At 69.8% G+C, this 18,453-nt stretch carries 16 protein-coding genes; 8 read left to right on the top strand and 8 right to left on the bottom strand.

Annotated elements, in window-relative coordinates; all coding sequences use genetic code 11:
• Positions 1–11: 11 nt before the first annotated feature.
• Positions 12–2,039, bottom strand: a complete 2,028-nt coding sequence (locus AAFX79_13055) for an amino acid permease (GenBank protein MEO1009484.1) — start codon at positions 2,037–2,039, stop codon at positions 12–14.
• Positions 2,040–2,369: 330 nt separating this feature from the next.
• Between AAFX79_13055 and AAFX79_13050 the strand changes: the two genes are divergently transcribed.
• From AAFX79_13050 to AAFX79_13040, 3 genes are all read left to right on the top strand, one after another.
• Complete coding sequence (locus AAFX79_13050) at positions 2,370–3,800, top strand: serine/threonine-protein kinase (GenBank protein MEO1009483.1); 1,431 nt, start codon at positions 2,370–2,372, stop codon at positions 3,798–3,800.
• Between the two features lie 435 nt (positions 3,801–4,235).
• Positions 4,236–4,982, top strand: coding sequence for a translation initiation factor IF-3 (gene infC / locus AAFX79_13045; protein ID MEO1009482.1), 747 nt, complete (start codon positions 4,236–4,238; stop codon positions 4,980–4,982).
• Positions 4,979–5,680, top strand: a complete 702-nt coding sequence (locus AAFX79_13040; protein ID MEO1009481.1) for a hypothetical protein — start codon at positions 4,979–4,981, stop codon at positions 5,678–5,680. The genes infC and AAFX79_13040 overlap by 4 nt, the downstream gene beginning before the upstream one ends.
• Here AAFX79_13040 and AAFX79_13035 read toward each other — a convergent pair.
• Entirely contained in the window at positions 5,677–7,002 is a 1,326-nt protein-coding gene (locus tag AAFX79_13035) for an ABC transporter permease (GenBank protein MEO1009480.1), read from the bottom strand. The two genes, AAFX79_13040 and AAFX79_13035, sit on opposite strands and share 4 nt — an antisense overlap.
• 139 nt (positions 7,003–7,141) lie before the next feature.
• Here AAFX79_13035 and AAFX79_13030 point away from each other — a divergent pair, with 139 nt between their 5' ends.
• On the top strand, positions 7,142–7,483 hold the full coding sequence (locus AAFX79_13030; protein MEO1009479.1) for a hypothetical protein: 342 nt from the start codon (positions 7,142–7,144) through the stop codon (positions 7,481–7,483).
• 6 nt (positions 7,484–7,489) lie between these two features.
• Here AAFX79_13030 and uvrA read toward each other — a convergent pair whose 3' ends face one another.
• Together uvrA and AAFX79_13020 are read right to left on the bottom strand one after the other, a co-directional pair.
• Entirely contained in the window at positions 7,490–10,573 is a 3,084-nt protein-coding gene (gene uvrA / locus AAFX79_13025; protein ID MEO1009478.1) for an excinuclease ABC subunit UvrA, read from the bottom strand.
• Positions 10,574–10,720: 147 nt separating this feature from the next.
• Entirely contained in the window at positions 10,721–11,206 is a 486-nt protein-coding gene (locus AAFX79_13020; protein MEO1009477.1) for a nuclear transport factor 2 family protein, read from the bottom strand.
• Positions 11,207–11,429: 223 nt separating this feature from the next.
• Here AAFX79_13020 and AAFX79_13015 point away from each other — a divergent pair, with 223 nt between their 5' ends.
• Together AAFX79_13015 and AAFX79_13010 are read left to right on the top strand one after the other, a co-directional pair.
• Positions 11,430–12,365, top strand: coding sequence for a phosphodiester glycosidase family protein (locus AAFX79_13015; GenBank protein ID MEO1009476.1), 936 nt, complete (start codon positions 11,430–11,432; stop codon positions 12,363–12,365).
• A 10-nt stretch (positions 12,366–12,375) separates the two neighbouring features.
• On the top strand, positions 12,376–13,854 hold the full coding sequence (locus tag AAFX79_13010) for a hypothetical protein (protein ID MEO1009475.1): 1,479 nt from the start codon (positions 12,376–12,378) through the stop codon (positions 13,852–13,854).
• On the opposite strand, the gene AAFX79_13005 is transcribed toward AAFX79_13010, so the two are convergent.
• On the bottom strand, positions 13,832–13,993 hold the full coding sequence (locus AAFX79_13005) for a hypothetical protein (GenBank protein ID MEO1009474.1): 162 nt from the start codon (positions 13,991–13,993) through the stop codon (positions 13,832–13,834). The two genes, AAFX79_13010 and AAFX79_13005, sit on opposite strands and share 23 nt — an antisense overlap.
• A 3-nt stretch (positions 13,994–13,996) precedes the next feature.
• A complete protein-coding gene (locus AAFX79_13000) occupies positions 13,997–16,210 on the bottom strand; it encodes an excinuclease ABC subunit UvrB (GenBank protein ID MEO1009473.1) in 2,214 nt (737 codons plus the stop codon).
• Between the two features lie 101 nt (positions 16,211–16,311).
• Between AAFX79_13000 and AAFX79_12995 the strand changes: the two genes are divergently transcribed.
• Both AAFX79_12995 and AAFX79_12990 read left to right on the top strand, forming a co-directional pair.
• Positions 16,312–16,575 (top strand): ferredoxin family protein, encoded by a 264-nt coding sequence (locus tag AAFX79_12995; GenBank protein ID MEO1009472.1) that lies wholly within the window; start codon positions 16,312–16,314, stop codon positions 16,573–16,575.
• A 9-nt stretch (positions 16,576–16,584) separates the two neighbouring features.
• Positions 16,585–17,340, top strand: coding sequence for a DNA alkylation repair protein (locus AAFX79_12990; protein MEO1009471.1), 756 nt, complete (start codon positions 16,585–16,587; stop codon positions 17,338–17,340).
• A gap of 3 nt (positions 17,341–17,343) precedes the next feature.
• On the opposite strand, the gene AAFX79_12985 is transcribed toward AAFX79_12990, so the two are convergent.
• Positions 17,344–17,919, bottom strand: coding sequence for a hypothetical protein (locus AAFX79_12985; protein ID MEO1009470.1), 576 nt, complete (start codon positions 17,917–17,919; stop codon positions 17,344–17,346).
• Between the two features lie 70 nt (positions 17,920–17,989).
• Positions 17,990–18,316, bottom strand: a complete 327-nt coding sequence (locus tag AAFX79_12980) for a hypothetical protein (GenBank protein MEO1009469.1) — start codon at positions 18,314–18,316, stop codon at positions 17,990–17,992.
• Between the last annotated feature and the right edge of the window lie 137 nt (positions 18,317–18,453).

Raw genomic sequence — 18,453 nt, 5'->3', positions numbered from 1 at the left:
GCGTATTGCCGCTAGGCCGGCGTGTCGTCCGCGTCCCTGCCAGGAGCGGGGGGCGCGCCCGTGTCGTCCGCGGCTCCGGCCTCGGACGCGGCACCGGGCTCGGGTTCGGGCTTGGGCCTCCGGGCGACGTGCGGCGTGTCGGCCGACCGCGTGATGAGCGAGACGTTGTCGGGCAGGTGCTCGGCCACGCGGGTGATGACGTCGCCCTCGATCTTGCGGCTGAAGACCGATCGACGGCTCTTGCCCATGATGAGCGTGTCGCAGCCGTAGGTCACGGTGTAGTCCAGGATCTCGGGGGCGATCTCGGTGCTGGTGACGTAGATGGGCATGCACGTAACGCCCAGTTCGCGCGCCAGCACGATGGTCGAGCCCAGGGCCTGCTGGGCCTCGTAATCCTCCTCGATGTTGGGCGTCCGCAGCGGGCCAAATTCGCCCACCCGGAAGACGCGGACGAACAGCACGAACAGCACCGCATCGCGGCTCTTGGCCAGGTCGCAGGCGAATTCGGCCTGGTAGCGGCCGCGGGCGGCGAGCATGATCCTCGGACGGTTGGCGTCGAGCGCGATGGGCTCGCGCTTCACCTCGCTCAGCCAGCCGCGGATCGGTTCGGGGATGGGCTCGGGCCCGCCCTTGCGCTGCCACTGCATGATCTGCCGCAGCCCGAGCACCAGCGCCACCAGCCCGCCGCTGAACGCCAGCGACTCGAGCTGCGTAGCGGCGATGGTCAGCGAGACCGCGCCCAGCACCGAGCCCATGATCCACATGCCGATCCGCACGCCGCGGCCCAGCTCCAGCTTGCGGTTGACGGCGCAGCACAGGATGTTGGTCGTGATGGCGCCGCACACGCCCAGCACGTAGAGCTTGGCGAGCACCTGCACGTCCTGCTCGACCAGGATGACGCCGATGGGCACGATGACCGACACGATCAGCCCGATCCAGGGCACGCCCGAGTAGTTCAGCCGCGTCAGCGATCGGGGCAGCTCGCGATCCTGGGCCATCGCGAACAGGACCGACACCATCGCCATGACGGCCGTGTTGGTGGCGCTGAGCAGCAGCAGCCCGAAGGTGATGCCCGCGACCTTGCTGAAGACCAGCGAGACCGTCTCGCTGCCCGTCCATCGCTCGCCGCTCTCGGCCGCGACCACCTTCATGGCGGTATCGCGGTAGGCGCGGACCTCCTCGATGCGTTGGGCGTCGGCCGGCTCGATCGAGCCCTCGTCGACGGCGACCTCGATGGCCCGCTGCGACATCGCGAGCTGCTGGCCGTAGGTCAGGTCATCCGGGGAGGTCGTCGCGATGTTGGTGCTCAGCCCCGCCAGCGCGATGCCGAAAACCATGTTGAGCACCACGACCTCGAGGCTCACCGGCCAGATCGTCTTCCGGGAGGTCTTGGCGACGGGCTTCTTCATGATGCCCGTCATGTTGGCGACGGCTTCGAGGCCCGCGAGCGCCAGGCAGATCTTGGCGAAGCTCACCCAGGCGTCGAAGGGGCCGACCTCGGTGAAGTAGTCCAGCGAGATGGTGCCCAGGCCGTCCACCACCAGCGGGATCGCCAGCACCGCCAGGACCGCCGACACCACCATGGCCATCACGGCGATGACCAGGGCGAACTGGCCGGCGCGACGCGAGCCCAGCCAGTTCACTACCCCGATGCCCACGATCGTGATCACGCCCAGCGGCAGCGTGAGGCCGTGGGGCACCCCGAAGTAGTGGAAGGCCTCGATGACGCTGATGGCGGCCGTCATGATGTAGCCGCTCAGCAGCAGCGTGGCGCCCACGACCGAGAGCGTCGGGCTGAGCTGCCGTGCTGCCGAGTACACACCGCCGCCATCGGGGAAGCACCGGCAGATGTGCGTGTAGGCCCAGCTGACGGCGATCATCAGCGCGCCGATGGCGGCGAGGTAGATGACGCTGGCGTGCCCGGTGTACAGGAAGGCCAGGCCCAGCACGTACAGCCGGCTGGTGCCCCAGTCGCCGTAGAGCAGCGGGCCGGCGTGCAGCCAGCCCAGGTTCCGCGGCCTGGATTCGCTGATCACCATCGGCCGTCCGCCCTCTCCTCCGGCGTCGAGCCGGCGTCGGTCCGAGCCGCGAGTCTAGCGGGCTTATCGGCGGGCGTCCGTTCGGGTGGCGACCGGGAAAGGCGCGAACTGCCAGCGGCCGCATGCGAATCGTCCCTCGGCGGGAGACCTTCGGGTATCGCCACACGCGGCTGGCGTCGATATGCCCCCGGCGGGGTGCCGGGCGCACCGGCCCGCGGAGCATTTGTCCAGACACCGGCGGGCCGCTATGTTCCGTCCCGCCCGGCCGGCGGCGCGATGCCGCGCGGCCGTCGGAGCACCAGCCGACCAGATGCCAGGTCCGAAGCAGCCATGAGCGACGGCAGCCCCAGTCCGGCCACCGATCCCGCGCCCCGCCGCGACGCGCCGGCCACCGGGGAAACCAGCGCGCCCGCGAAGACCGCCGCCCTGCCCTCCATGGACCGCACCGGCGTCACGCCGCTGAGCAACGTCTCGACGCCCGACGACCCCGACCGCGTCCTCAAGGAGGTCGCCGAGGGCGGCAGCAACGTCGATACCGCGCTCGGACGCCTCGTTGTCGACTACGGCCTGGCGACCCGCGAAGAGGTCGACCTGTGCGTCGACAAGATCAAGGACGCACGCGAGAAGGCCCCGGACGAGGAAGCCGGCCAGCGTTCGCTCGCCTTCGAGCTGGTCGACCACGACTTCGTCACCAAGCGGCAGATCGCCCGCCTCAAGCAGATCATCGACGCCGAGCGCAGCGGCCAGAAGATCCCCGGCTACCGCCTGCTGGGCAAGCTCGGTGCGGGCGCGATGGCCACGGTCTACAAGGCCCGCCAGCTCAACCTCGACCGGCTGGTGGCGATCAAGGTGCTGCCGCGGAAGATGAGCGCCAACCCGCAATTCATCGAGCGGTTCTACGCCGAGGGCCGCGCGGCGGCGCAGCTCAACCACCCGCACATCGTGCAGGCCTACGACGTCGGCAAGGCCGGCGAGTACCACTACTTCGTGATGGAGTACGTCGACGGCCGCACCGTCTACGACGAGATCGTCAAGAACAAGCGGTACGAAGAGGCCGAGGCGATCGAGATCGTCTCGCAGGTGGCCCGGGCGCTGGGGCACGCCCACGAGCGGGGCATCATCCACCGCGACGTGAAGCCCAAGAACATCATGATCACGCGGGCCGGCGTCGTGAAGCTGGCCGACATGGGCCTCGCCCGCGCCATGAGCGACAAGGAGGCCGCCGAGGCCGAGGCCGGCAAGGCCTTCGGCACGCCCTTCTACATCAGCCCCGAGCAGATCCGCGGCGAGACCAGCATCGGACCCGAGGCCGACATCTACTCCCTGGGCGCCACGCTCTACCACATGGTCACCGGCACGGTGCCCTTCGACGGCAAGAACCCCACCAGCGTCATGCACAAGCACCTCAAGAGCGAGGTGCTCGCCCCCGACCAGGTCAATCCCAGGCTCAGCGGCGGGATCAGCGAGATCATCGAGATGATGCTCGCCAAGAAGCGGGAGAATCGCTACCGCACCGTGCAGGACCTGCTGAGCGACCTCGAGGTCGTCAAGGCCGGCAAGCCGCCGCCGCTGGCCCACCGCGGGCTGGACGAGGCCGACCTCGCCACCCTGAGCCAGACCAGCGCCATCCCGCCGGCGGTCGACGACCCGGCCCGGTCCGACGCGGACTCGGGCGGCGACGTCCGCATGCCGCTGCTCTTCGCCCTGGTCGCCGCGCTGGTGCTTAGCGTGGTCTTCAACGTGCTGCAGCTGCTGGCGTGAGCCGCCAACGGCCGGCGGTCTTCCGATCGGCACCGAACAACCCGCCGTCAAAGGTGGTTGGTCTATCGAGTGGCCGCCACGAATGAGACAGAATTGGCTTGCACCCGCCCCCCGGGGACGTTACTCTTTGGCCGTGAAGGCCAGAGCGGACCGCTAGCTTGAGCGGCCACCACACCCAACCGATGCAGAGTTGCGGCTCGTGACCGGGCCGCGGGATCGCGTGCGTGCGGCCGACCGGCCCGCAGGTGCATCGCCGTCGGCCGCCGACGGGGTACGCGGGGTTATGTTTGTCGGCACTAGCTGGCCCGAGCCGGGCCTGCCGACGCGGAACGAAGGAAGCCAGGGCACTTCGAGATACACCCGCCGGCGAGGGGCCGGCGACAGGCAAGGAGACTGACCATCCGAGGACGAAGGTTCTATCGCGACGCCGGCCCGGTGAACAGGACGCGGGTCAACCACATGATCCGCATCACGCCCATCCGGCTCATCGGGCCCGAGGGCGAGCAGGTCGGCGTCGTCGAGACGCGCGACGCCATGCGCATGGCCCAGGAGGCCGGACTCGATCTCGTCGAGGTCGTGGCCGACACCCGCCCGCCCGTGTGCAAGATCATGGACTATGGCAAGTTCAAGTACGATCAGTCCAAACGCAAGGACAACAAGTCGGCCAACCAGCAGGAGATCAAGGAGGTCCGCCTGGGCCGGTCGGTGAAGATCGACCCCCACGACGTGCAGATCCGCGTCAACCAGGCCCGCCGCTTCCTGATGCAGGGCCACAAGGTCCAGATCACCCAGCGCTTCCGCGGCCGCGAGATGATCCACAAGGAGCTGGGCCTCGAGCGGCTCAGCGAGATCGTCGAGCAGCTCGGCGACATCTCCAAGGTCGAGATGGCGCCCCGCTGGGTGATGCGGCAGGCCAGCATCGTGCTCGCGCCCGACAAGAACAAGGTCGAGCTGGCCAAGCGCAAGAAGCAGCAGGAGGCCGACGCGGAGGCCAAGGCCGACGCCGAGCTGGACGCCCAGATCGCCAAGCTCGACGAGGCCGACGCCAGCGAGGCCGACGACGACGAGGACGTCGAGGCCACGGAGACCCAGGCGGCCGACGCCTCCGACAAGGACAAGAAGCCCACGCGGAAGGTCTCCAACCCCGTGGAGGACGAGATCAGCGCATTGCTGGGTGAATGACCGATGCCCACCGGCGCCGGCACGCCCAGCACCGCCGTGGTGACCACCAACGGGCCGCGTTGGTGGTGCTGCTCGGCATCCTGCTGGCCATGGCGTTGTCCTATCGCGTCTTGGAGGCATCCAGGACGCGTCAGGACATGCGCGTGCTCGTCGAGCGTTCGCCGTTCGGGGGGTTCCGCGCTCGTCGGCTGCGCAACGCGACCTTGCGAGATGCGGCCGCCGAGCTGCGGGATCGTGCCGGCGTCGTCGCCTACGGCCGCATCGTCCTGCGCGAGGGCTATGGCGACGCGTCGTTTCCGGTCGGCGTCGCTGCGCGGCACGGCCACGCCCATCTCCGCATCGCGTCGGACGACGTCGCAGATATTGAATCGATCACGCGGGCAATCGAGCGTGCGACCGGCTTCACGCCCCGCGCTCGTTCGTGGTCGACGCTTGGTGCTCCATCGGGACATCCGGCGCGCGTCGCGTACGTGCGATGGGAACGCACGGGCGGGGGACGCGAACTCCCGCTCGACCTCGTCATCGTCGGTGCCCCGGCCTGGATTGCCGTCCTCGTGCTGCGGTCCATGGCGCTGCAGATGGCGCGCGATCGGGCACGCACGCGGCTCGAGAAAGAGATCTGCCCCCGATGCGGCTACGACCTCCGCGGGCTGCGCGACCCCGTCTGCCCCGAGTGCGGCGAAGATCTTCGAAACTAGTCGTGCCGCAGCGCCACGATCGGGTCCTGCCGCGCCGCCTTGCGGGCGGGGTAGAGCCCGAAGACCAGCCCGGTCAGCACCGCCACGACCATTGCCACGACGACAGACCACCACGCCAGCTGCGTCGGTAGGCTCGCGTCGGCGGGCACGAACCGGCCCAGCACCGGCACGTCGGGCAGCCGGGGCACCAGCCAGCCCAGCAGCAGGCTGAGTCCCACGCCTAGCGCCACGCCGATGAGCCCGCCGATGAGGCTCAGCACGCTCGTCTCGACGAGGAACTGGCTGACGATGTGCTTTCGGGTGGCGCCCAGCGCCCGGCGGATGCCGATCTCGCGGGTCCGCTCGGTGACGGTCGCCAGCATGATGTTCATGATGCCGATGCCGCCCACCAGCAGGCTGATGCCGGCGATGGCCATGAGCATCAGCGTGCCGCGGAGGGCCGCCCGCTCGGCGTTCTCGAGCAGCTCGAAGGGCACGATCATCGCCACGTCGCTCAGGCCGTCCCGCCGGGTCTCGAGCAGCCGCTCCAGCCGCTGGGCCACGCCCACGACTTCCTGCCGCGATCGCGTGGTGATGTACAGCTCCGAGACGTGCACCTCCGAAGCGTTGAAGGATCCGCTGGAGCGGCGGACGACGGTGTCGCCGAACACGTACCGCGCCGTCTCGAGCGGCACGTGGATGTCCTGGTTCAGGTCGCGACCGACCAGCGCCGTGCCCGCGCCGCCCGCGAGGCCCACGGGCTGGAGGATGCCCACGACGATGAGCGCCTTGTCGTCGACGCGGATGGTGTTCCGCAGCGGGTCGTCGAAGGGGAAGAATCGGCGTGCGATGTCCGAGCCGATGACGCACACCATCGCCCGCTCGTCGTCGTCCTCGTCGGTCAGGTACCGCCCGCGGGCGATGCGGAGGTTGGCGACCTCGGCCAGCTGCGGGTCGACGCCGAAGGCTTGGCTGCCCCGCTTCTCGGCCCCGCGGATGATCTCGGCGCCGATCTCCTTGAGGGCGATGATCGAGGCTTCGTCCGAGAAGTTGTCCTGGATGTTCCGCAGGTCGGTCCAGCTCAGGCCGTAGCGGACCACGCCCGACCGCTGTTCGCCCTGCTGCTGGGCCTCGGGCGGCCGCTCGCTCCGCACGATGATGTTGCGGGCGCCCAGTTGCTCGATCTGGCGGAGGGCCTCCTGCTTGCTGCCCTCGCCGATGGACACCATGCAGATGACGGCCGCCACGCCCAGGATGATGCCCAGCGCCGTCAGGAAGCTGCGGAGCTTGTGCAGCCGCAGGTTGGCCAGGCCCAGCTGGATGGTCTCGAGCAGGAATGCCACTGGGAATCACCCGATACAAGGCCGCGGAGCCGTGCGTCACGCGGGTCCGAATAGCCCCGCGGCGTGCCCCGTTGCTGTATGGTACGGGCGGCGGCCGCGGGCGTTGCCCCCGGACGATGGACCACGCCGCGAGACGACCATGCCGACCCAGGCCACCCCGAGCATCGACGTCCAGACCGAGACGGCCACGGGCCGGGGCTGGCGGTACGGCGTCGTCGTCACGCGGGACGGCGAGGCCAGCGACCACACCGTCACGCTCTGCCACCAGGACCACGACTTCTGGTGCGGCGGCGCCTGGCCGCCCTCGCGGCTGGTCGAGCGGCTGCTGGCCCTGGTGCTCGATCACCTGGGCGACGCCGACGCGCCGGGCACCCTCCCGACCGCCTTCGACTGCACCACGGCCCGCCGCTGGCTGCCCGGCCTCGACGACCTGCTGCGGCACGCCTCGGCGCGGGGCGGGGCGATGCTGCCGGGGGTGTGAGGGTGGCTACCCGAGCATCCCCTTCAGGTACCGCCCGGTGTGGCTCGCCCTGATCTTCACGACGTCCTCGGGCGCGCCCTCCGCCACCACCGTGCCGCCACCGTCGCCGCCCTCGGGGCCGAGGTCGATGATCCAGTCGGCCCGCTTGATGACGTCGAGGTTGTGCTCGATCACCACGAGGGTGTTGCCCGTGTCGGCCAGCCGATCGAACACGCCCACCAGGCGGTTGATGTCCTCGAAGTGCAGGCCGGTGGTGGGCTCGTCGAGGATGTAGAGCGTGTGCTCGGTGCTGGGCGTGCCGTCGTAGCGGATGCCCTTGCCCAGCTCGGTCGCTAGCTTTACCCGCTGCGCCTCGCCGCCCGAGAGCGTCGTGCTGGGCTGGCCCAGCGTGAGGTAGCCCAGGCCGACGTCCCGCAGGCATTCGACGAACCTGAGTATCTTCCCCTGCGCGTCGAAGAAGCCGCACGCGTCCTCGATGGTCATCGCGAGCACGTCGGCGATGCTCTTGCCCTTGTAGAGCACCTCGAGCGTTTCGCGGTTGTACCGCTTGCCGCGGCAGACCTCGCACTCGACGAACACGTCGGGCAGGAAGTGCATCTCGATCTTCTTGACGCCCTGCCCCTGGCAGGCCTCGCAGCGTCCGCCCGCGCCGGCCTTGCCCGTGCGCTCGGCCGACACGTTGAAGCTGAACCGCCCCGGCTGGTAGCCCCGCAGCTTGCTCTCCCGCGTCTGCGCGAAGACCTTGCGGATGTCGTCGAACACGCCGGTGTACGTGGCCGGGTTCGATCGCGGGGTCCGGCCTATGGGCGACTGGTCGACCTCGATCACGCGATCGATCTTGGAGAGTCCGTTCACCCGCGTGTGGGCGCCGGGCTTGACCCGCGAGCCGGTGATCTCGCGGCGGGCCGACTTCATCAGGATGTCGTTGACCAGCGTGCTCTTGCCCGAACCCGAGACGCCCGTGACGCAGACGATGCCCCCGAGCGGGAAGGCCACGTCGATCTTCTTGAGGTTGTTCTGGCGGGCGCCCTTCACCACGATGGCCTTCTTGGGGTCCATCGCGCGGCGTTCGGCCGGCACCTCGATCTTCTTGCGCCCCGCCAGGTAGTCGCCGGTGATCGAGCCCTTGGTCGTGCATACGTCTTCGACGCTGCCCTGCGCCACCACGCGGCCGCCGTGCACGCCCGGGCCGGGGCCGATGTCCAGCACGTGGTCGGCGGCGCGGATCATGTCCTCGTCGTGCTCGACGACGAGCACCGTGTTGCCGATGTCCGTCAGGTGCCGGAGCGTGCGGATCAGCCGGTCGTTGTCGCGCTGGTGCAGGCCGATGGTCGGCTCATCGAGCACGTAGCACGCGCCCACCAGCCCGCTGCCCACCTGCGTCGCCAGGCGGATGCGCTGGGCCTCGCCGCCCGACAGCGTCGCCGTTCGGCGATCCAGCGAGAGGTAGTCCAGCCCGACGCTCTGCAGGAACCGCAGCCGGTTGCCCACCTCGCGGACGATGGGCTCGGCGATCGCGCGGCCCTCCTCGCTGAGCCGCAGCCCCTCGACGAAGGCGAGGGCGTCGCCGATCGTCAGCCGGCTCAGCTCGCTGATGTTCAGCATCGTGCCGTCGTTCTTGGGCCGGCCGATCACCAGGTCGGAGGTCAGCCGTGCGGCATCGGCGGCGTGCGAACTCTCGATGCACACGTGCAGCGCTTCGATCCGCAGGCGGTTGCCCTGGCACGCCGGGCACTGCCGCTCGCTCTGGAACAGGTGCAGGTGGTCCTTGGCCCAGGCGCTCTCGGTCTTCTCGAACCAGGCGTCGAGCATCGTCATGACGCCCGCCCAGTGGGCGCCGTAATCCTGCTCCTGTTCCTCGTTGGTGCCGTACATCAGGATGGCGTAGAGGTCGTCGTCGAGGGCGCCCATCGGCGTCGAGCCCTGCACGCCGAACTTGCGGCAGAACCACCGCAGCCGCCGCGGGTACACCATGCCGCCCGGGCCGTTCTTCTTCCACGGCGCGATGCCGCCGCTGAGCAGCCCCCGCTCGGGGTCGGGCACCACCAGCTCCTCGTCGAACTCCAGGATGCTGCCCAGCCCGTGGCACGTCGGGCAGGCACCGAAGGGGGAGTTGAAGCTGAACAGCCGGGGCTCCAGCTCGTCGAGCGCGAACGTCGGATCGTCCGGGTCGGCCAGCCGGGCGCTGAAGCCGTGGTCGGCCCAGGCGCCGTTCTCGTCGACGCTGACGACCACCGAGCCGCTACCCAGCTGCAGCGCCGCCTCGATCGACTCGGCCAGCCGCTGCCGCACGTCGTCGCGGATCACGATGCGATCGACCACGGCGTCGATGTCGTGCTTGACGTAGCGGCCCAGCTCGAGGGGGTTCTCGCCGGGCTCCTTCAGGACGTCCCGGAGATCGACGACGGTGCCGTCGACCCGCGCCCGCTGCCAGCCCTGGCCCTGCAGCCGTTCGAGCACGTCACGGTGGAAGCCCTTCTTGCCGCGGAGCACCGGCGCCAGCACCATCAGGCGGGTGTCCTCGCCGAAGCGGAGCACGGCGTCGACGATCTGCGTGGCGCTCGTGGCGCTGATGGGCTTGCCGCTGCGCGCACTAACCGTGCCGTCGCGTTTGGTCTTGGTCGGCCGCCACGAGTACGGCGTGCCCGTGCGCGCAAACAGGAGGCGGAGATAATCGTAGATCTCGGTGGTCGTGGCGACCGTCGACCGCGGGTTGTGCGCCGCCGTCCGCTGCTCGATGGCGATCGTGGGGGGGATGCCCTCGATCTCGTCGATGTCGGGCTTCTTGAGCTGGTCGAGGAACTGCCGCGCATACGCCGACAGGCTCTCCATGTACTTCCGCTGGCCCTCGGCGAAGAGCGTGTCGAAGGCCAGGCTGCTCTTGCCGCTGCCGCTCATGCCGGTGATCACCACCAGCTTGTCGCGCGGCAGGTCGACGTCGATCGACTTGAGGTTGTGCTCGCGGGCGCCCTTGACGCGGATGAGTCTGCCATCCTCGGCCACCGGAGACGAACCGACCTTAGACCGCTTCGTGCGCTTCGCGGGCTTGGGCTCGATGGCGCCGCTCTCGGCGGTGCGGCGTGCGGGCATGGGCGGGGCTTCCGTGCGGGGCGGCGGTGTCATCGTGGACGATCACAGTAGCGCGACGACGACCCAAACGAAACACGAATGATCCGGCCATCGTGCATCCGCCGGATCCGGGTGCCGGATACCCGATCCCGCCCCGAAGTGCCGCGGCTACCGCACCGTGCCGGCGGTCAGGTGCTCGTGCGTGATCACCCAGTCCGAGCCCTGCCGCTCCCAGACGAGCGTGCCGTACTGGCGTATCCGCACCGCGTCGCCGTGCGACGGATCCTCTCCGCCCTCGAAAATAAACGTGGCGTAGGCCATGTCACCCGCCACGCGTACCTCGGCGGGCTCGACGAGCGCGATCTCCCAGTCCCGCATCGGTGCCATCATCGCCGTCCATTCGGCCTGATATGCGGCAAAGCTGCGGAGATCGACGACGTCGCCCTCGACGTTGTCGAAGACGCGGATGGCGCGGGGTCCCGCGGCGTACAGCGGCCGGAGTTGCTCGCCCGTCCAGGTGTCCGTCCCCGGGCTCCAACCGTCGATCCACTGCGCAAGGGCCGCCCTTAACTCTTGTTCGTCGTCGTGGCGTGCCGAGGCGCCCGATGCATGGTCGGGGTCCGGCATCGCGGCGCAGCCGACCAACACGAGCATCGGGCAGGGGAGCAGTCCGAGCGCCAGGCCCCGTCGGGCCGTGGCCGCAGCGATCCGGCGTCCGGGGCCTGAGCAACGACTAGGGCGATCCCGCCTGCTCGCGGGCGGGATCAGGGTCTGCATGGCGATGGCGCACCTCCTTCGGCGACTCTAGCGATACCTCTGGCTCGGACAACGCATCCCCTCCCCGCGCTCCCGGTACCCTTGCCGGGGAGGTCGATCCATGCGGACAGTCCTGTGCGTGCTCGCGTGCCTCTTGGCTTGTGCGGCGTGGGCGCAGCAAGGCTCTACGGAGCCGCCGCCCGAGGCCGATCTCGGCCTGCCCGAGCCGCGCTGGCGACCCGTCTTCGTGGGCGTCGAGCACGCCGAGCTGGCGACCGACCGACCGCGGCCGCTCATCGTCCAGGTCCTGCGCGTCGATCTGCACGCCCCGGGGCTGTCGCTGTTCGCCACGCCGGGCAACGGCGACGCGCCGCAGGAAACCGACGGCCGGATGGCGAGCGCCTTTCTCCGTGAGTTCGATCTCCAGGCCGCCATCAACACCCACTTCTTCGGGCCGTGCTGCGCCTCTCGGCCGGGCGAGCCGAAGGACCTGATCTCGCTGTCGGTGGCCCAAGGGGAGCTGGTGAGTCCGCACGAACCGGATCGCCAGCAGGACGCGTTCCTGGTGCATGCTCGCGATGGCGAGGAGCACGCGTCGATCTTCGTCGCGCCCGACGCCGCCGGCGCGGGTCCGCTCGCGGCCACGGGCGGCGAGGTGGCCATTGGCATCGGTGGTCGGCTGGTGCTGTGGGACGGCGAGCCGGCCGGTATCGCGACCGCCAACGAGGCGTTCTCGACGGATCGCCATCCCCGGACTGCCATCGGATTGACGAGCGAGCAGGAGATCGTCCTGGTCGCCGTCGACGGTCGCCAGCCGGGGTTCAGCCTCGGCGCCAGCCTGCGGGAACTCGCCGAGATCATGCGGCGCCTCGGCTGCGTGACGGCGATCAACGTCGACGGCGGCGGCTCGACCACCATGGTCATCCAGACCGAGGACGAGGCACCCCAGTTGGTCAACAGCCCCAGCGGCGGCACCGAGCGCGTGGTCGGCAGCCATCTGGGCATCCGCGCGGCGCGACTGGGCGAACAGGACGACGCCGGCGATTCGTCGCGCTGAGGAGATCCCGATGCGATCGATGCTCGTTGTTGCGCTCACGGTGCTGTGCTGCACCACCCACGCCCAGGACGTGGACCCCGACCTCGAAGAGCTCGCCGCCATTCGACTGCAGGCCCAGCAGATGAAGGCGTCGACCCGGGCGCGCGTCGTCGCCATGGGCGTGCACGTGTACGCCCAGACGCACGGCGGCATGCCCGCCGACCTGAGCACGATGGTCCGCGAGGGGCTCATCCCCCCGCCCGAGGACGAGCCCCTGCCCGAGTCCTTCGACGACGAGGACCTCCGCGAGCACATGCCCTACGCCTACCTCGGGCTCGAGGGCCTCAATCTGGATGACGTGCCCGACTGGCCGCAGATCGCCATCGCCCATCTCAATCTCGAGGACGCGCTCCCCGATCTGGCCGGCGGCGCGGTCGTGCCCGTCGCGTTCCTCGATGGGCACGTCGAGATGCTCGCGCCGGAGGATGCGGCCCGGATCGCCGAGGACTCGCGCAAGACCATGCTCGCAATCCGCGATGGGGGTCCGCTGCCGGCGCACCGGCAGGTCAAGCTCGACCTACAGCGGATCATCCAGGCAGTCATCGCGTACGCCAACGAGAACGGCGGCACGCTGCCGCCCGATCTCGGGGCCATCATCCATGACCGCTACCTGCCGCTCCGCGAGGGGCGAGGCGAGACGCCGCGTGACCGTGCGAAGATGTTCCTGGCGCCCAGGGCCCGCGACACGACGTTCATCCCCGAGGATGCCGATGCCGAGTGGATCCTCGCGCAGTCGATGTGGCGCTACGAGGGTGCCGGCGTGCAGCTTGACCGCATCCCCGCCGCGCAGCTGACGCTCCTGGTGCACGCATCGCCGGAGGCCTTCGTCGAGGCACCCAAGACCGGGACCTGGGAGATGGTCCGGATGCTCGCGTTTGCACGGGCCAACGGCCAGGTCGACGCCGGCGAGCGCGCGTACGTGCGCAGCCGCGTAGAGGGCTCGCGGCAGACGCTCGACGCCATCCGCGCGGGCGGCCCGTTGCCGGTCGTCGACGACGCGATGCACGATCTCGCCCTGCTCGCACGAGCGGCACGCTCGTACGCACGCGACAACGGGCAGCGGCTCCCCGCGACGGCCGGCGACGTTGCGGCCTACCTCGACGGATTCTGGGGCATGTACCAGGACGAGCCAGCGCGCGTGTTCCTGACGCGATCGAAGGAGACGCCGGCCCGAATCCATGCGCTGCCCGATGCCGACTGGGTGCGGCGCAACGGCTCGTACGCCTACCTCGGCCGCGGCGATGTCGCGGTGGGCGACATTCCCAGGGAGCGGCTGCAGGTCCTATTCCACGCACCGCTCGATCTCGGCGCCGAGTATCCGACGCCGTCGGGCACGATCCCAGTCGTGCCATGCGTGCTGGGCAACTGGCAGGTCGTGCTGATGCCGCGGGAGGGCTTCGAGGAGCACGTGTCGCAGTCGATCGAGGCTATGGAGCGGGCGGCGAAGTGAGCCCCGCCGGAGACGGCGCGGGCTGCGGCTGGGGATTGGCCTGCTGCCACCGCCAGCGGGCGTACAGCATCAGCCCGCTCAGCACCAGCCCGATGCCGAAGCCGATGAAGTACGTCCGCAGCTTCTCCTTGGTCCGCATGGCCTAGCCCGACCGCTTCCGCCGCTTGGGCTTGGTGCCGGGCGTGCCCGCCTTGGCCCGCTTGCGGCGGGACTTCTTGCCGGGCTCCAGCTCGCTCTTGCGGACCTTGGCGGTGTCGCCCTGCGCCACCCGCTCCTTAAGTTGCTTCACCTGATCGCGCAGCCGGGCGGCCTTCTCGAACTCGAGCGACTGCGCCGCCTCGAGCATCTCGGCCTCCAGCTCCCGCATCAACTCGGCGATGTCGAAGGCCTCCTCCGCCGATCCCGCGGCCTCGCGGGCGGTCCGCCGCGCGCGGAGCTGGACTTCGATGCCCCGGCGGATCTCCTTCTGCACGGTCTCGGGGGTAATGCCGTGGGCCTCGTTGTACGCCAGCTGCTTGGCGCGGCGGCGCTCGGTCTCGTCCATCGCGTCCTTCATGCCCGGCGTGACCTCGTCGGCGTACATCACCACGCGGCCGTTCACGTTCCGCGCCGCCCGGCCCATGAGCTGGATCAGGCTCGTCTCGCTGCGGAGGAAGCCCTCCTTGTCGGCGTCGAGGATGGCGACGAGCGATACCTCGGGCAGGTCCAGGCCCTCGCGCAGCAGGTTGACGCCCACGAGCACGTCGAAGCCGCCCTCCCGCAGCTCGGTCAGCAGCTCGAGGCGGTCGAGCGTCTCGATGTCGCTGTGCAGGTACCTCGACTTGATGCCCTGCTGGTCGAGGTAGGCCGCCAGATCCTCGCACAGCCGCTTGGTCAGCGCGGTGACGAGCACCCTCTCGCCGCGCGCCACGACGGCCCTGCACTCCTCGAGCAGGTCGGGCACCTGGCCGTCGGCGGGCTTGACCTCCACCTCGGGGTCCAGCAGACCCGTGGGGCGGATGACCTGCTCGGCGATCTCGCCCTCCGTGCGGGTCAGCTCGTAGTCGCCGGGCGTGGCGCTGACGAACAGCAGCTGCGGGACGACCCGCTCGAACTCCTCGAAGCGCAGCGGCCGGTTGTCGAGGGCGCTGGTGAGGCGGAAGCCGTGCTCGACGAGCGTCTCCTTCCGCATGCGGTCGCCGTTGTACATCGCCCGCACCTGCGGGATGGTCACGTGGCTCTCGTCGATGATGACTAGCCAGTCGTCGATGTTGGGCCGCTTGATCCGGCGTTCGTCGTCGCGGGCTACGAGCTGGTCGTCCGTCGGCGGGCGCGGCAGCATCGTGGCCTCGTCATCGCCCTTGCCGTTGTCCTCTGGCCGGGGCGCATAGTCGAAGTAGTCCAGCAGCGTGAAGGGCCGCTCGCCGGGCATCCGGCCGTCGAAGAAGCGGCTGTAGTTCTCGACGCCAGGGCAGCTGCCGGTCTCCTGCAGCAGATCCAGGTCGTACTTCGTGCGGGCCAGCAGCCGCTGGGCCTCCAGCAGCTTGCCCTGGCTTCGCAGGTCGGTGACGCGGCTGTCCAGCTCGCGGCGGATGTCGTCGCAGATGGCCTCGAGCTGCTCCTCGGGCAGCACGTAGTGCACCGCCGGGAAGAGGTGGAAGATGCCCTCGTCGGCCAGCACCTCGCCGCTGGTCGGGTTGATGAGCTCCAAGCGGTCCAGCTCGTCGCCGAAGAGGTCGAGCCGCACGGCGAAGCGCTCGTACGCGGGCCACACCTCGATGACGTCGCCCCGCGCGCGGAAGCGGCCTCGGCTGAACTCGTAGTCGCTGCGCTGGTACTGCATCGCCGTCATGCTGGCGAACAGCTGCCGGCGATCGACCCGCTGGCCCTTGGCGAGGGTGAGCACCTTGTCGCCGTAGGCCTCGGGCGATCCCAGGCCGAAGATGCACGACACGCTGGCGACCACCACGGTGTCGCGGCGGCTGAGGATGTTGCTCGTGGCTGCCAGGCGGAGCTGGTCGAGGTCGTCGTTGCGGCTGGCGTCCTTTTCGATGTAGATGTCCCGCTGGGGGATGTAGGCCTCGGGCTGGTAGTAGTCGTAGTAGCTGACGAAGTAGTTGACGCTGTTGTCCGGGAAGAACTCGCGGAGCTCCTCGTACAGCTGGGCGGCCAGCGTCTTGTTGTGGCTGATGATCAGCGCGGGCTTACCGAGCCGCTCGATGACGTTGGCCATCGTGAAGGTCTTGCCCGTGCCCGTGGCGCCCAGCAGGGTGGCCGAATCGGTGCCGGTGGCCAGCCGCCGCACGAGGGCCTCGATGGCGGCCGGCTGGTCGCCCATGGGCCGGAAGGGGCTCTGGATCTGGAAGGGCCTAACCACGGCCAGAGTCTAGCGAGGGCGTTCTAGAATCCGGCCTGTTCAATCCCTAGTCGGGCGATGTTCGCATCACTCGTCGCGTCGCCCGTTTCTCGGAGTTCGCCATGCCCCACATCATCGCCGAGCCGTGCATCGGCACCAAGGACACGTCCTGCGTGGAAGTCTGCCCGGTGGATTGCATCCACCCCGGCAAGGACGAGGGCGACTTCGAGGCCGCCACGCAGCTCTACATCGACCCCGATACCTGCATCGACTGCGGCCTATGCGTGGACGAGTGCCCCGTGCAGGCGATCTTCCCCGAGGAGGACCTGCCCGAGCAGTGGTCCAAGTACGTGCAGATCAACCTGGACTTCTACAAGGACCAATAGCCGACCGCGATGGCCCGGCGACCGAGCGAAGTACCGACCGCTGTTCGCGCCGAGCTCGACGCGGGCACACGCGAGACCGCGAATCTCGCCGAGGCGCTCGCGGTCGACTTCGCGGCCCTCGCCGACGCGGCCGGCTTGCCCGCGGCCATCGGGAGCGCATTGCGCGACGCCTCGGGCGAGGGCGTGACCAGGCGGGTCCGGTTGGCCGGCGAGCTTCTGCTCGACCATGCCGGCGCATCGTCGCTGGATCGCTTCGCGGGGCACCCATCCGACACCGTCCGGAGCTGGGCGTGCTATGCGATCGCGGCGCACGCCCGTGGAGATCTGGCCGGGATCCTGGGCCGGCTTCAGCCCCTCGCCGACGACCACCACTTCGGCGTCCGCGAGTGGGCCTGGCTCGCCGTCCGCGACGAGATCGCACGATCCGTGGGCGCCGCGATCGCCCTGCTCGCGCCCTGGGCGGGCGATTCGAGTGCGAACATCCGCCGCTTTGCCAGCGAGGCGACCCGGCCGCGCGGGGTGTGGTGCGTCCACCTGCCCGAACTGAAGGGCGAGCCCGAGATCGGGCTGCCGCTCCTCGAGCCGCTGAGGGCGGATGCGAGCAAGTACGTGCAGGACAGCGTCGCCAACTGGCTCAACGACGCGTCGAAAACGAGGCCGGATTGGGTGGTAGAGACGACCGACGCGTGGCTCCGCGCCGAGCCGGGCAACCCGGCGACGACGCGCATCGCGAAGCGTGCCCGGCGATCGATCGAGCGGGGCTAGGTCCTACGCGGCCTTGCCCTTCTTGAAGGCGGCCTTGGCGGCGGCGTGCCGCTGCAACTGGCGGTCCGTCCGCACGCCGTGGGGCGCCGCAACGGGCTCGGTCCAATCCTCGGCGCGGCCGAGGTCGACGGCCGACTTCTGTACCTTGCGGTAGCCCAGCAGCCGGATGACCTCGAGCACGTCGCTCCAGGCGGGAAAGGCCACGTCGTTGCCCTTCTTGAAGGCGTCGATGGCCACCAGGAACATGAACTGCTCCTTGGTCATCTCGCCCTCTTCGGCCGAGCGATGGAAGTCGCTCAGCCGGCGTCCCCGTCCCCGCCGGCGTTCCAGGCCCGTGGGCGTGCCGTCGGCGAGCGCTCGACGATCCAGGCCGAGGCGGCGGTCAACGACGCCCGAGCGGGGCGCCGGCTGATCATCGTCGTCGTCGGCCGGCACCGAGGCGATGGCCTCCTCGAGCGCGGCGGACTCGTTGTCGTCCAGGTCGCCGTCGAGATCGGCATCCTCGAAGGCGTCCTCGATCGGCCGCTCGCCGTCGTCGAGGTGGTCGCCGTCCCGGTCGTACTCGAGGTCGTCGTGCATGGCGCCGGCTCCATCCCGATACGCCGGCGGGGTGCGGTTGGGGGATCAGGCCCCCCGGCTGGTCGCCGGCTCAGAGGTCTTCATCGTCCTCCGCGGCGTCGTCGTCCTCGACGGTGTCGTCCTCGTCCTCGTCATCGTCGAGGAAGTCGGCGTCATAGTCCTCATCTTCGTCCTCGTCGTCGTCGTAGTCGAGGTCCGCGAAGTCGTCGTCCTCTTCCTCGTCGTCGTAGGCCAGAAGCTCTCGGACGCCCGGACCCCAGGGCGCGTCGGCGTGCGCCCACCGCGGCGTCCCAAGCTCCCGCACGACGGCGGGGCCATTCGCGGGGTCGGTGGTGGTTCCGGGAGCGGACCACGGGGCGGGCACGGACGACGGGATCGTGGGCGAAAGCGTGGGCATGCGTGTGGTCCGGGTCGGCCCGCCGGGGGCTGGGTGCCAGGGGCAAGCATCGTCTGGGTCGATACGCCAGGATCGATCCGCCGCCGGGGAGGCTCTCCTCCACCGATCACCGAGCGTCGGGCCGACCGAGCGCCGCA

Source organism: Planctomycetota bacterium, assembly GCA_039819165.1.
Taxonomy (GTDB): domain Bacteria; phylum Planctomycetota; class Phycisphaerae; order Phycisphaerales; family UBA1924; genus JAHCJI01.
The sequence above is the reverse complement of the archived record's forward strand: the minus strand, read 5'-3'. Positions and strand labels throughout refer to the sequence as shown.